The organism is Acidiferrobacter sp. (assembly GCF_054609335.1).
On record NZ_JBTRWP010000016.1, the window covers coordinates 25,099 to 38,348 of the forward strand.

At 61.8% G+C, this 13,250-nt stretch carries 17 protein-coding genes; 7 read left to right on the forward strand and 10 right to left on the reverse strand.

Annotated features, from left to right (window positions below; genetic code table 11):
* Nucleotide 1: 1 nt before the first annotated feature.
* The 4 genes from miaA to ACYCTF_RS06005 form a co-directional block, all read right to left on the reverse strand.
* Nucleotides 2-937, reverse strand: a complete 936-nt coding sequence (gene miaA / locus ACYCTF_RS05990) for a tRNA (adenosine(37)-N6)-dimethylallyltransferase MiaA (RefSeq protein WP_461284665.1) — start codon at nucleotides 935-937, stop codon at nucleotides 2-4.
* Nucleotides 934-2,439: a lysine--tRNA ligase gene (lysS, locus tag ACYCTF_RS05995; protein ID WP_461284666.1), complete on the reverse strand. Its 1,506-nt coding sequence runs from the start codon at nucleotides 2,437-2,439 to the stop codon at nucleotides 934-936. Before lysS ends, miaA begins: the two co-directional genes overlap by 4 nt.
* A 10-nt stretch (nucleotides 2,440-2,449) precedes the next feature.
* Nucleotides 2,450-3,548 (reverse strand): peptide chain release factor 2 gene (prfB, locus tag ACYCTF_RS06000; protein ID WP_461284667.1). Its coding sequence is split into 2 segments (ribosomal slippage): nucleotides 2,450-3,472 and nucleotides 3,474-3,548, totalling 1,098 coding nucleotides; the frame shifts between segments, so codons are not numbered across the junction.
* Nucleotides 3,549-3,666: 118 nt separating this feature from the next.
* A complete protein-coding gene (locus ACYCTF_RS06005; protein ID WP_461284668.1) occupies nucleotides 3,667-4,245 on the reverse strand; it encodes a cytochrome P460 family protein in 579 nt (192 codons plus the stop codon).
* A gap of 308 nt (nucleotides 4,246-4,553) precedes the next feature.
* Here ACYCTF_RS06005 and glnK point away from each other — a divergent pair, with 308 nt between their 5' ends.
* Together glnK and ACYCTF_RS06015 are read left to right on the forward strand one after the other, a co-directional pair.
* On the forward strand, nucleotides 4,554-4,892 hold the full coding sequence (gene glnK / locus ACYCTF_RS06010) for a P-II family nitrogen regulator (RefSeq protein ID WP_461284669.1): 339 nt from the start codon (nucleotides 4,554-4,556) through the stop codon (nucleotides 4,890-4,892).
* 63 nt (nucleotides 4,893-4,955) lie between these two features.
* Complete coding sequence (locus tag ACYCTF_RS06015; protein ID WP_461284693.1) at nucleotides 4,956-6,284, forward strand: ammonium transporter; 1,329 nt, start codon at nucleotides 4,956-4,958, stop codon at nucleotides 6,282-6,284.
* Here the strand turns inward: ACYCTF_RS06015 and ACYCTF_RS06020 are convergent.
* Both ACYCTF_RS06020 and ACYCTF_RS06025 read right to left on the reverse strand, forming a co-directional pair.
* Nucleotides 6,272-6,544, reverse strand: a complete 273-nt coding sequence (locus ACYCTF_RS06020) for a hypothetical protein (RefSeq protein ID WP_461284670.1) — start codon at nucleotides 6,542-6,544, stop codon at nucleotides 6,272-6,274. The genes ACYCTF_RS06015 and ACYCTF_RS06020 overlap by 13 nt on opposite strands.
* A 455-nt stretch (nucleotides 6,545-6,999) precedes the next feature.
* Nucleotides 7,000-7,581 (reverse strand): DUF4337 domain-containing protein, encoded by a 582-nt coding sequence (locus ACYCTF_RS06025; protein ID WP_461284671.1) that lies wholly within the window; start codon nucleotides 7,579-7,581, stop codon nucleotides 7,000-7,002.
* 405 nt (nucleotides 7,582-7,986) lie between these two features.
* On the opposite strand from ACYCTF_RS06025, the gene ACYCTF_RS06030 reads away from it, so the two are divergent.
* From ACYCTF_RS06030 to ACYCTF_RS06040, 3 genes are read left to right on the forward strand one after another with little or no spacing between them, the layout of a single operon-like run.
* A complete protein-coding gene (locus ACYCTF_RS06030; RefSeq protein WP_461284672.1) occupies nucleotides 7,987-8,892 on the forward strand; it encodes a hypothetical protein in 906 nt (301 codons plus the stop codon).
* Nucleotides 8,893-8,895: 3 nt separating this feature from the next.
* Nucleotides 8,896-9,270: a copper resistance CopC family protein gene (locus ACYCTF_RS06035; RefSeq protein ID WP_461284673.1), complete on the forward strand. Its 375-nt coding sequence runs from the start codon at nucleotides 8,896-8,898 to the stop codon at nucleotides 9,268-9,270.
* Nucleotides 9,271-9,274: 4 nt separating this feature from the next.
* Nucleotides 9,275-10,429 (forward strand): copper resistance D family protein, encoded by a 1,155-nt coding sequence (locus tag ACYCTF_RS06040; RefSeq protein ID WP_461284674.1) that lies wholly within the window; start codon nucleotides 9,275-9,277, stop codon nucleotides 10,427-10,429.
* A gap of 204 nt (nucleotides 10,430-10,633) precedes the next feature.
* Here the strand turns inward: ACYCTF_RS06040 and ACYCTF_RS06045 are convergent, their stop codons facing one another.
* The 4 genes from ACYCTF_RS06045 to ACYCTF_RS06060 form a co-directional block, all read right to left on the reverse strand.
* The gene (locus tag ACYCTF_RS06045; RefSeq protein WP_461284675.1) at nucleotides 10,634-11,116 is read right to left on the reverse strand and encodes an SRPBCC family protein; all 483 of its coding nucleotides are present in this window, start codon (nucleotides 11,114-11,116) and stop codon (nucleotides 10,634-10,636) included.
* A 573-nt stretch (nucleotides 11,117-11,689) separates the two neighbouring features.
* Nucleotides 11,690-11,920: a hypothetical protein gene (locus tag ACYCTF_RS06050; protein WP_461284676.1), complete on the reverse strand. Its 231-nt coding sequence runs from the start codon at nucleotides 11,918-11,920 to the stop codon at nucleotides 11,690-11,692.
* Complete coding sequence (locus ACYCTF_RS06055; RefSeq protein ID WP_461284677.1) at nucleotides 11,917-12,150, reverse strand: hypothetical protein; 234 nt, start codon at nucleotides 12,148-12,150, stop codon at nucleotides 11,917-11,919. Before ACYCTF_RS06055 ends, ACYCTF_RS06050 begins: the two co-directional genes overlap by 4 nt.
* Nucleotides 12,151-12,423, reverse strand: coding sequence for a site-specific integrase (locus tag ACYCTF_RS06060; RefSeq protein ID WP_461284694.1), 273 nt, complete (start codon nucleotides 12,421-12,423; stop codon nucleotides 12,151-12,153).
* Nucleotides 12,424-12,578: 155 nt separating this feature from the next.
* Between ACYCTF_RS06060 and ACYCTF_RS06065 the strand changes: the two genes are divergently transcribed.
* Together ACYCTF_RS06065 and ACYCTF_RS06070 are read left to right on the forward strand one after the other, a co-directional pair.
* A complete protein-coding gene (locus tag ACYCTF_RS06065; protein ID WP_461284678.1) occupies nucleotides 12,579-12,899 on the forward strand; it encodes a hypothetical protein in 321 nt (106 codons plus the stop codon).
* Nucleotides 12,900-13,229, forward strand: a complete 330-nt coding sequence (locus ACYCTF_RS06070) for a hypothetical protein (protein WP_461284679.1) — start codon at nucleotides 12,900-12,902, stop codon at nucleotides 13,227-13,229.
* Nucleotides 13,230-13,250: the final 21 nt, after the last annotated feature.

The following is a 13,250-nucleotide window of genomic DNA, read 5'->3' on the forward strand; positions in this document are numbered from 1 at the left end:
TTCAGGGGTCGCCGCACAGCTTATCCACTGCATCCCGGATCGCCGTCGCGCAGATCTCTGGCCCCCGGGACCCGTCTCCGTCTAACCACTGCACCGCCGCATCCGCCCGCAACCACGTCAGTTGACGCTTAGCGAGCTGCCGGGTCGCGGCGCTACCCTGCTCGATGAGTTCATTATACGGGATTTTATCACGGAGGTATTCTCCGACCTGGCGATAGCCTACAAGTCGCAGCGTAGGGGCCCCCGAGGGTAGACTCTGTCCAAAGAGCCACATCCCCTCATCTATCAAACCGCGCGCGATCATGCGACGAAAACGGACTGCGATGCGCTTATGCAAAATCGAGCGATCGCGCGGACTGATCGCGAACTTGAGGATAGGGTGCGGCCATGGGGACGAGACCACCTTCTCCGGCACCCGCCCCACCGTGCGCACGATCTCGAGCGCCCGCACGATACGCTGGGGGTCGGTCGGCGCAATGGCCGCGGCCCGGCGTGGGTCGCGTGTGGCAAGCTCGGCGTAAAGAGCGGCCAAGCCCTTGTCGGCCAACTCCGCCAACAGCGCTGTCCGCAACGCTTCATCAGCCGGCGGCATGTCGGGCAGCCCATACTCCAAGGCGCGAAAATAGAAACTGCTGCCCCCGACCAAGACCGGGACGCGGCCGCGTCGCCAGGCGGCATGTATCAACCGACGAGCGTCATCACAAAAGGCCGCCGCCGAGTAGCTCTCGGCCACGGAGCGGATGTCGATCAGATGGTGCGGCACGGCGCGCAGTTCGGCAAGCGAAGGCTTGGCGGTGCCGACATCGAGACCCCGATAGATCTGCGCGGCATCCACGCTCACGACGTCGATCGCCAGGAGACGGCTCAACGCAAACACGGTGGCCGTCTTCCCCGCCCCTGTCGGCCCCATGAGGAACACGACAGGGCTTTGCGTCATGAACCCTGGGGCCGCATGTGCGGAAACAGAATCACGTCGCGTATGCTGGGGGCGTCTGTGAAGAGCATAACCAGGCGGTCTATGCCTATGCCTTCACCCGCGGTGGGCGGCATCCCGTATTCAAGGGCCTCAACGTAGTCAGCGTCATAATGCATGGCCTCCTCGTCGCCGTCTCCGCGCCGTTCGACCTGGGCCTTGAACCGCCGCGCCTGGTCCTCGGGGTCGTTCAACTCCGAGAAGCCGTTTGCGATCTCGCGGCCGCCTACGAAGAACTCGAAACGATCGGTCACAAAGGGGTCTTCATCATTGCGTCGGGCCAGAGGCGAGACCTCCGCGGGATAACCCGTGACGAAGGTCGGCTGCGACAGTCGCCCCTCGATGGTCTTTTCAAAGATCGTCATCTGAAGACCGCCAGCCTCGAGACCGGGCTCCATGGGTAGGCCCTTGGTGGCCAAAAAGGCCTTGAGCGCCACCATGTCGCGTAAATCAGCGGGCGCGTCGGGGTGATAGTGGTGGATCGCCTCTTCGATCGAAAGCCGCGCGAAGGGGATGCCGAAGTCATAGCACTCACCTTGATAGGAAAGCGTGGTCGTCCCCAGCACATCCTCACATAAGCCGCGCAATAAGGTTTCGGTCAAGCCCATGAGATCACGATAGTCGGCGTAGGCCTGATAGAACTCCACCATCGTAAATTCCGGATTGTGGCGCGTGCTCAAACCCTCGTTGCGGAAATTCCGGTTGATCTCGAAGACGCGGTCGAAACCTCCCACGACGAGCCGCTTCAGATAGAGCTCGGGGGCTATGCGCAAATAGAGTGGGATGTCGAGCGCGTTGTGATGGGTCACGAACGGCCGAGCCGTGGCACCCCCCGCAAGCGGTTGCATCATCGGCGTCTCGACCTCACTGAACCCCCGATCCTTCAAGAACGTCCGCAGATAGGCCACGATGCGTTCACGCCGCTCGAAGATCGCGCGGGTCTCGGGGTTTACGATAAGATCGAGATAACGCTTACGGTAGCGGGTCTCCTGATCGGTCAGGCCGTGGAACTTCTCGGGCAAAGGTCGCAGGTTCTTCGCAAGCAGCCGAAGCACGGAAGCACGCACACTCAACTCCCCGGTCTTCGTACGAAACAGCCGTCCGGCCACGCCGACGATATCACCCAGATCCCAGCGCTTGAAGGCCTCGTAGGCCGGGCCCATGGTGTCGCGCTCCACAAAGACCTGTATGCGTCCAGTCGCATCCTGGATGTGGCAGAAGCTCACCCGCCCCATCACGCGCTTGGTCATCAACCGACCGCCCAGCCGCACCTCCCCCACGGCGTCCAGATCCCCCTCTGGTGCCTCGCGGTAACGCGCCAATAACGGCGCGGCCTGTTGATCGGGGCGATAGTCGTTCGGATAGGCCTGACCCTCGGCGCGCAACGCGTCGAGCTTCTCACGCCGCTGCGCGATATGCCGATCCTCGTCCCCTGCGGCCTCTATACCGCCCTGCCCTTCTTCCACACCCGCCCCCTTACAAACCGCTCTTCAAACTCGCTTCGATGAATCGATCCAGGTCGCCATCCAACACCGCCTGGGTGTTGGCAATCTCGACCCCGGTACGTAAATCCTTGATGCGCGACTGATCCAGGACATAGGAGCGGATCTGGCTCCCCCAGCCGATGTCCGACTTGCCCTCCTCAAGCTTTTCCTGCGCCTCACGCTTCTTCTGCATCTCGGCCTCATAGAGCCTGGCCTTCAACATCTTCATGGCCTGCGACCGGTTCTTGTGCTGTGAACGATCAGTCTGGCACTGAACCACGATACCGCTTGGCACATGGGTAATGCGCACCGCCGAATCCGTCCGGTTCACGTGCTGGCCGCCTGCACCGCTTGCGCGATAGGTATCAACGCGCAGGTCCGCCGGGTTTATCTCTATCTCGATCGTGTCGTCGATCTCGGGATACACAAACACCGAGGCAAACGAGGTATGTCGGCGATTGCCGGAATCGAAGGGCGACTTGCGCACGAGCCTGTGCACCCCCGTCTCCGTGCGCAGGTGGCCGAAGGCATAGGGGCCTGAGTACTTGACCGTGGCGCTCTTGATGCCAGCCACCTCGCCGGCCGATACCTCGACGATTTCGGTGGCAAAGCCCTGGCGCTCGCCATAGCGCAAGTACATCCGCAAAAGCATCTCCGCCCAATCCTGCGCCTCGGTCCCGCCCGACCCCGACTGGATATCCAAGAAGGCATGGGCAGAGTCCATATCGCCCGGGAACATGCGCTGGAATTCGAGGGCCTCTAGCCGCTTCTTGAGCCCCCCCACATCGCGCGCGATCGACTCGGTCAGGGCCTGATCGGCCTCCGCGCGCGCCATGACGAAAAGCTCCGCGGCCTCGGCAAGCCCGGTCTCTATAATCCGGATAGCGCCAACGGTCTCGGCGAGCCGCGCCCGTTCCCGCCCAAGCTCCTGGGCGCGCACCCGGTCCGCCCAGACCTGTTGATCAAGGAGTTCACGCTCGACTTCGACTAGCCGCTCCTCTTTGGCATCGATGTCAAAGATACCCCCGAAGCGTGGCAGTGCGGTCGCAAAGCTCCCGCAGAGTCTGCTCAATACTGCCCTGATCTTCCACGGCTGCCCTCCAAAAAGTCCGCAGGATACCCGAACCCTTGCGGAAAAACGAGCAAGAGGCGAGCCCCTGCGCACACCGCTCCCGACCGAAACGGCCCGCCGTGGCCCGCCTCACTCCCTCAGGATGGGCCGTGCGAGGCGAGTGCCGCGCGATAGGCGGGCGAGATCGGCTGGCCCGGGAAAAACTGCCGCACAGTGGCGATCGGAAGATTCGTCCCCGGCGCGAAGGTGAAATCGGTCTTCGCGGCAAGCGTGTGGCAGGAGATGCAACTTTGCACACGGCCGTAAGCGATCAGGTGGCCATTCGGCTTGTAGGCGGCCATGACCCAATCACGGTCCGCGGCGTCATAACCCGGCACCTTCAGCATGGCGGTCACTGTCTTCAGGACTTTATGAATGTCAAAATTTTCCTTGATGTAGAGGCTTCCGGCCGGGAAGCGCGTGACGCGCGCGACCCCGTGGGTCGCCGCCTTCACGGCGATCGCGTTGGCGCGATCGATGGTGTAGTAATCGGCCATGCGCGAGCCGTGCATCCACAGGTGGCTCCCGGGGAGCAGCGCGCCCCCATGCTCGAGCGCCTGTACCTCCTTAAAGAGTGCGGCCGGGCCGGGGTCCTTGTCGGCCCAGGCGACAGCCAAGGGAATCAGCAGGGCCGCGCAGGCCGCGCCCAGCAGTTTCTTCTTATGAGATATTGACATTGGGACGCTCGTATGGATGCCGAAGATCGCATCATCACGCCGCGCCCTCCGTCTGTCAACGGCCGCACCTTACCCGTTGCGCCGCCGCCCCAAACCCGTGCGTCCAGGGGCCTGTGTGTAGTGGTGCACAAATCTTGTGGCCGATTGCTACCCATTTTGGCGCAGTTGATGCACCATCCTGGTGAGAGTAAAGTCGCGCAGGCCCATGAGGGGCCGGGGTTTGAACTGGTGACACCGAACAATACGCCATCGCGGATCGATCCATGCAATCCGGGTGCGCCGTGACCCGACGGGAGATCTGCCGCTATATGAAACTTGTCGTTGCCATCATCAAGCCATTCAAGCTCGAGGACGTCCGCGAGGCGCTATCGGAATTAGGCGTCAAGGGCCTCACCGTCACGGAGGTCAAGGGCTTCGGACGCCAGAAGGGACATACCGAACTCTATCGCGGCGCCGAGTACGTCGTGAACTTTCTGCCGAAGGTCAAAATCGAGGTGGCTATAGAGACCGAGATGCTGGATCAGGTCATTGAGGCGATCAGCCGCGCGGCGCGTACGGGCAAGATCGGGGACGGGAAAATTTTTGTGCTGGCGCTGGAGGAGGCCGTGCGCATCCGCACTGGCGAAACCGGCAAGGGTGCGCTTTAAGGGGGAATCGCGGTGCGTAATCTGTCGTTGGTCTTGCGGGGCCTAGCGGTCGCCGCCCTAGCCATGCTTGTGCTCGTCCCTGTACAGGCTCTCGCCGCCACACACACGGGGGCCGGACAGCTGGTCGCCCAGGCGCCGTCGGCGACCACCGTCTCCAGTATTCAGCATAGCGCCATCAACCACGGCGACACCGCTTGGATGCTGGTGTCGACGATCCTCGTCCTTATGATGACCATACCGGGGCTTGCCCTCTTTTACGGGGGCATGGTCCGCGAAAAGAACGTTTTGAGCACGCTTGGGCATAGCTTTGCCACCACCTGCCTCGTGACCCTCCTCTGGTATATCGTGGCCTACAGCCTGTCGTTCACCGACGGCAACGCCTTCATCGGTGGGCTCGGGCGCCTATTCCTCCACGGCATGGGCCGCGACACGATCTCGGACCGTTCCATGGCCGTCCCGGAAACGGTCTTCATGTCCTTCCAGCTCACGTTCGCCATCATCACCCCGGCGCTCATCTCCGGCTCGTTTGCGGAACGCATCAAGTTCTCGGCGGTGCTCTGGTTTAGCGCCCTTTGGCTCTTGTTCGTCTACTCACCCATCGTCCACTGGATCTGGTCGGAACACGGCTGGCTTGCACATCTGGGCGTCCTCGATTTCGCGGGCGGCACGGTCGTCGAGGTGAACTCTGGTGTCGCAGGCCTCGTCACTGCCCTCGTGGTAGGGCGACGCGTAGGCTATGGCCGCGAGGCCATGGCGCCCCATAATCTGGTCTTGACCATCCTCGGGGCCTCACTGCTCTGGGTCGGCTGGTTTGGCTTCAACGCCGGAAGCGCGGTGTCCGCGGGCGGTCTTGCCGGCATGGCGATGGCCACCACGCAGATCGCCACCGCCGCAGCGGCCATGGTCTGGATGGGCCTCGAGTGGACCGCACGCGGCAAGCCCAGCATCCTCGGCATGGCCTCCGGCGCTGTCGCAGGCGCTGTTGCCATTACACCGGCCTCCGGATTTGTGGACCCAAGCGGCGCGCTCATCATAGGGCTTGCGGGCGGGGCTGCCTGCTTCTGGGCCGTCACTTATGTGAAAAACGCCCTGGGCTACGACGACTCGCTCGATGTGTTCGGCGTCCATGGCATCGGCGGCGTCGTGGGGCTCATCCTAACCGGCGTGTTTGCCGTCAAGGCCATAGGCGGGACGCCAGGCGCGCTCGAGGGCAATATCGGCCAGATCGGCAAACAGGCTATCGCCATAGCGGCAGTGGCCAGTTATGACGCCATCGCGACCTTCCTGATCCTGAAACTCATCGATCTTGCCATAGGCCTGCGGCCGAGCCACGAGGAAGAACGCGAAGGTCTGGACATCACCCAGCATGGCGAGCGCGCCTACAGCGAATAACCTACCAAAAAGCGCCGCAGTGCTCCGCCTGTAACCGCGTCGCGGTTCCGGGGGGTGGTGACCGGCCATGCGGCCGGCAATGCCGGCCATGCCCCCACGAATCGGGGGTTGTCCACGGCCGGCAATGCCGGCCATGCCCCCACGAATCGGGGGTTGTCCACGGCCGGCAATGCCGGCCATGCCCCCACGAATCGGGGGTTGTCCACGGCCGGCAATGCCGGCCATGCCCCCACGAATCGGGGGTTGTCCACGGCCGGCAATGTGCGGCGCTATCGCCTGCATGGCGATCGTTCTGGCCTTTCCTGTTGCTCAATATATTGTTTGAGAACAGACAGTGGCGCACCGCCCGCGGCGAGAATGCAGCAACAGCGACTCCAGAATACCGGCTTACCCCTATAATACCGTTTCAAATGATCGGCAAAGTTTTTGCGCCGCGATGGGCTGGTGACCAGGTCGCTGCGATGTGGGTAATGACAAGCCCTATCGGGGATGGGATGGGATGGGAGGGAAAAAAGGCGTCCCGCAATATCGTCCTTGCCAAGCTCTTTCGACACTATAGGACCCGCTTGTTGACGGGACTTGGCCCGGAGCATGGTCACTAGTGTCATCGTCGGCGCCCGCAAATCGGGCGCGCGCGAACCCCTCGGGCTTCAGCCCAAAACAAATAGGGGCTGTGTGGTGGCGGGGACTCCAGTCACCCCCTCCACGCAGCTATTTAGACCAACCACAAGGCGTAGCCCCAAAGTCCGGCGCCCAAAACGGCAGCCGCGCCTGCTGCGATGAACAGCCACTTGCGCCCAGTCAGCGCGGTGATCGACGCAAGGGAAATGGCGATCTGGATAAAGATGAGACTCAAGGCCATGCCAGTGTGCGGACGATCGAGTCGCGCCGATTCGCGGTCGGCTTTCCGTGAGCCTGCTTCCAGCGCCTCGGCCCTGGCCTTGATCACCTTCTTCTGTGCAATATATTTGCGAATCTTCTTTCGAAAAGGCACAGCCTTCTTGGGGGCAACCAGGGCAACGGCCACTTGCATGATGTGCGCTTTGGTACTGACCGCTTGATAATAGCTCCATTGGTCCGTGGCGTGGGTCTTTTGCAGAATCGCGTCGTTCTTGTAGAGGAGCACATCATTCATGATGCGCGTCCCCTGGTAACTCACAATGGCCCCAATAGAAGCCAGGATGGCCGTGAAGATCGCCACCCATTGGTTTAGGCTGTGGTGCTTGTGGTGACCGCCCGCGGCCTCGTGAATAAACTCTTCGTGAGGCGCATGGACATGGACTCCTCCCTCGCTCATATCCCCTCCATCGCTTTAAAAACCGCACTCGGCGCACCCTCCACGCCCTCTTGGGTCGCAGACTGGCGGAGCCAAAGATGCGCCGCACGGATTGAACCGTGCCTGGACGCGTCGGTGCCCATCTGGAATCCGCCTGTAGCCATGATGTTTGCGGCCAAGGCCCATAGGCCGCCGCCGCTCCCCATAGTATCAGGGAGAACGACAGGACCGTCGACTATGTGGCAACCATTGCCACGCCCGGCGCCCCGCAAGAACCGATCTTCTCCCCCAACATTCCCAAAGCCGGCCGCAGCTTGCGGTCTCTCGCTTCATGGGCCAAAATGCCCGAGCTTGCTCCCCGGACAGCATTATCCTGGCATACGGCGAGTCGGTATTGAGCAACCTCCACCAAAATGGTTCTGTGCTATGTCCTTGCGAAAAAGTGCGACCGTCCTCGGACTTGCCCTCTGCGCCCTATGGACCACGGCCTACGCCCACGCCATCGTCGGCATGCGAGTATTCCCAGGTACGCTCACCTTCGCCGACCCCGGGGTCACCGATGAATTCGACCTAGGATGGGGACGCGCCGCCCTGAGCGGGACACCCGGGAGCCCCGCGCCCTATGTCTCGACTGCATCGCTTGCCGAATCAAAGACCATTACGCCCAATCTCGCGCTGACCATAGGCGACGCCTACCAGGGCCAGAGCGGCCCCGGCACGGTGGCCGGCTTCGGTAACGTCGCCATAGGCGTTGATTACGGGCTCTGGAAGAGCGACAGCGAGGAGACCTTGATCACGGGCGCCCTGAATGAGGCCCTGAACCATACCGGCAGCGGTCAGGTCGCCGCGCCCTACTCGGTCTTTTCGCCCACACTCCTGTTCGGCCGCGGCCTTGGTGACCTGCCGAGCCACCTTAGGATGCTGCGCCCACTGGCGGTCACCGGCATGATCGCGGCCAACATCCCATCGATCGCAGCCGTCCCGCGGTCTCTCAGCTGGGGGCTCTCCGTGCAATACAGCCTCCCTTATCTGCAAACCTATGTGCGCGACATCGGGCTGCATGCCCCCTTCAACAATGTCGTGCCGCTCATTGAATGCGCCATGCAGACCTATACAAGTGGACCCTTTGCAGGGCACACTCTCGGCACCATCAACCCAGGCTTCGTCTGGCTCGGGCGTTACGGGCAGGTTGGCCTAGAGGCGACCCTGCCGGCAAACCGCGCAAGCGGCCGCGGCGTGGGGGTTATTGTGGGCGTAGGGTTTTATCTGGATGACATCTTTCCCCATACGCTGGGCGCGCCCCTCTTTGATGCCGGCCCCAGGGCTTCTTAACCCATGTCGATACTAGTAAAGAGATCTATAACCGTAAGCCTCGCGCTCGCCCTGCTCCTCCCATCCGGAGCTTGGGCGCACGCCTTCCCTGATCGCTCGCGGCCCCAAGTCGGGGCGACGGTGAAGACATCACCGCACCATGTCCGTATTTGGTTCGACGCTGGACTTGAGGCGCTCTTCTGCTCGCTCATCGTCAAAAGCGCGACCGGACAGGTCGTGAGCTTCGGGCACGGACATGTCGTCCGAGGAAGCCATGACCGGCTTTTGGAGACGACCGTCAAGCGCTTGGCCCCCGGCAAATACCGCGTCTACTGGAGCGTCATCGCCTTGGACGGCCACCATACCGAAGGGCATTACATGTTCCGAGTCCGCGGCTAAGCACATGTCTGCGCACGCTCCCTATATTGCGGTCAGCGCCTTCGACATTATTGCCCTTGTCCTCGTCATAGGTCCCCTCGCGACTACGCTTTGGGTCCTGCCCAAAGAGGCGCGTAACGCCTTCCAGGCCCGACTTTGGCACTTCACAGGAGCCGCGCTGGTCGCGCTCACCTTAAGCAGCATGACGCTTCTGGTCGGTCGCACCTTGGAGATGAGCCGACAGGGCCTAAGCAAAGTCGTACACTGGCTCCCCCTGGTCCTGCGGGAGACGCCCTTTGGTCGTGTGTGGTTGGTCCGGCCGATCATGCTGGTCCTGGCGTGGGCGGCGTGGTATATCGGTCGCAACCTCGAACGGCGGCGGGTTGCCGCCTCCTTTCTATTCGCGGCGGCGGCCGTGATCGCGTTTACCCGTAGCGCCACCGGCCACCCCGCCGACCAGGGATCCTGGACCCTTCCGGAATGGGTGGACTGGATTCACCTGGTCGCAGTTTCGGTGTGGGCCGGCGTCGTATTCACGATGTCCGTGGTCATATTCCCGCGCCTACCGCAAGAGCGGGTCTCTCCCTCTGTGCGCGCCGATCTCATTACGCGCCTCTCGTCGGTGGCGACCGTCGCTCTGATCGGTATCCTGGTCACAGGCGTCCTCTCGGCCTACCATTACGTAGGAACTTGGACGGCGCTGCGTGACTCCAGCTACGGGCACGTCCTGCTCGTGAAACTCGCGCTTGTCGCCGTCGCCGTCGCCCTGGGTGCGGCCAATCGCTTTCTATTCGTGCCCCCCATCCGCGCCGCCGCCTCGACCCCAGTGGGGCGTGGCGCCACCACGCACGACCTCAGTGAAAGGTCTCTCAGGCTCTTGATCCGTTCCGTGAGGATCGAGGCGCTCTTTCTGCTCGCCGCGCTCGCAGCTGCCGCTGTCCTGCTGCACGGCATGCCACTGCGCGAAATGGATCACGCCATGGGCGGCACAATGGCGCAAAGCCCCCGCGCAGATCACCCCGCGAGGGCGCGGCGTGTCACGATGCGCAGAAACGACGCGCGCCAGCCACACGTGCAACAGCTGATATCGACCATCTGTTACGGCATCCTTTCCACACGGCCAGTGCCGCCAGGTGACCTCTACCAACCGCGGGAAACCTCCATCGGGGCATCGCTTTAACAGGACCGCGTAACACCCCTTCCACGAGCCCGTCCCGGCCCAACCGCGAGCTCCAGCGAACTGAAAACAGTTCTCCGGCGCGCCACGTACGGCGCTGAGCCCGAATTGGACAGGATCACCGAGCGCCACAACCGGAAAGCAAAACGCGCCGCGCGCACCTAAGGCTCTTACAAGCTCGTATCATCCCAAATGGCAGTCTGGTCCTCAGGGCATCGCCGCGACATGCTGCATAAGGTTATCCAGCTGGTACTCCCAGCCGCGACTACTCATGCGGAACGCCTCCAGACGGCGGTGTGGGGGCACAAGGTCGAACCCGGATTCCACCACCGCAAGCAGAGTACTGTTGCGCGGGGCATCCGTTAGCGTGAATGTCACGAGCGTCGGCTGCTCGGTCGTGTAATCCACGGACGGATCAACCGCATAGGGATGCCAGCGGTAGGAGAACAATTCCATCACCTCGACCCGCTCGACGACCACATCAAAAACGATGTGCTCGTATCCCGGGTAAACCAGCGACCCGCGCGCGCCCCGCCCGCCTTCGAAGGCTTGGCCTTCCAGGTTGACACCGAACCAACGCCCGAACTCTTCAGCGGTCGTGAGCGCACGCCACACGCGCCGGCGCGGGGCTTGGATGACAATGCTGCGCTCGATACGGTCGGAGTCTCCTATACTATCGGTGTTATCCATGATTCAGTCGACTCCTGATATCAATGTGTGTCTGATTTCGCCAAATCCGAAAGCGATGGAACACAGCCGCCCTTTCCGAATGACGGAAGGCTGCCTAAAAGGCATTGCGACTTGTGCACCCGGGTGACGAACGTTCTTGAACAGGCTTCTTCCGCATACAGACCCCCTGAAAGTCGTACACGGAAGATTCGTATCCCATACATCAGAATGAAACGCAAGATATTATTATCACTCTATGAGTGTATGCAAAGAGTTGTGGGTAATTGTAAGGTCTATGCAGCGCTTACCATAAAATGATCCTCACACCAAAACGCCCGCCGGGTCGGGCTGGAAAAAACGAAAGGCGCACGAAGGCGCCAGCTTTGGGCCGGATTTTTTGGGCGCAGAAAGGCGCCTTAGGGTGAAGCCATTTTTTGGGGATTTTTCCAGGACAGATCTGTCCTCGGGGCCCTGAACTCTGTCCGGATTTAGGTCAGAATCAGAACTTTTTGCTGCTGCTCTTGTACGCGCTCAGCTGGCGCGAGGGTTACCCCCGAAAGTAAAGATTAGTACATCCCCGCCAGGAGTCAAGTGTTACTCTTGTGTTAATGCCTCGTGCAGCCGATGCGCCCCGGATTCCTGAATACTGATGGGCTCAAATAGGTCCGCCGGATAAAGATAATCCTCGCCGCTATCGTCGTAGATGCGCACGAAGCCGTGCTCGTCTGGCTCTACCAGGACCTCATAGGCGCGCCCCAAGGTCAGGTCATCAAGTGATAGGCCGCCACGGGATTCCGGTTTCGAAACACAGATCATGAACGTCATAGCCATCGCTTCACCTTTATCTTGACCTTGCCAATGCCGTGGGCCTCATACCAATGTACCTCGGCGAGGAAGGAGACGCCATCCCCACGGTCCACCCACGCAACCCCCTTCTTTTTCTTCCAGTGGCCGTTACCGTATCGCTCACGCAGATTAGCCAGCTCACGAATCGACGACCTTTCGGCTATGGTCTCGGCCTGTTGGATCGGTCCTGTTAGCTTTGGAGCGGCCATTTAGCCCAGCCGCCCCACCAAATCCTCAGCCCTTAAATGCGTATACCGCTTGAGCATCTGCATGGTCTTATGCCCGGTAATCGAGGCCACCTCCATCAGCCCCAAGCCCTTCTCGAACAGCCGTGAGGTCGCCTCATGCCGCAGGTCGTGGAAGGTTAGGCCCTCGATGCCGGCGGCCTTGCATGCCTCTGCAAAGGCTCGACTTATAGATGCTGCATGAATAGAGAAAACCCGACCATCGAGCCGTTGGAGAAGCCCGTCCAGGACCCCCAGCGCGGCCGTGGAGAGCGGCCCCGCCGGGGCGTCCCAGTCTTCGTCTCGGGGATTAGGAGCACCTGGGCCCGCCGGTCCAGGTTTTCCCAGCGCATTGCCGCGATCTCCCCGCGACGCATGGCGGTCTCGATCGCCCAAATGATGATTGGGCCGATATGGCCCCCCGCCTGAGGGGTCGAGCCACCGTAGGTCTGCGCGGCGGCCAGGAGGCGCGGCAGTTCGTCGCCGACCAGACGGCGGTCTCTCTTGTCGTTGACGCGGGGGCGGCTCAGCAATCGTACCGGGTTGCCCCACGGCAGATGGATGTGCCATTCCTGCGCGGCGACCGTAAAGACGTGGGAGAGGACATTCAGTTCGCGGTTCAGAGTGGATCCCGCCACCACCGCAAGGCGCCGATTCTTGTAAGCCGTCAATTCCCTGCCGGTGATCCGCGCAACGAAGCAGCGGGCGATAGGATCTTGGCCGATCACCTTTAGATGGGACCGCTCCATTGCGGCCCCGCGCTTTTGTGGGGCGATCTCGCCCTCATACCGGTCAAGGATCTCGCCCAGCGTCGTGGACTCGGCCTCGACTCGCGAGACAAAGACCCCACGATCCATTTCCGATTCGATCTGGCGCGCCCAGGCCTCGGCTTTGGTATCAAAGGTTTTGTATTGCCGGTCGTGGCCACGCCGGATGATCTGCGCCTGCCAGGCGGCACGACCGCCAGGACCCGGCCGTTTGCGGAATGTCGCCATGCCTGCCCCCCGTTTTTTGCCATACGCGTTATGGCAGGATTACGGCATTTTCGGGGCTGTGGCCGGTAGGGTTGCTTGTAACTCGTTGAT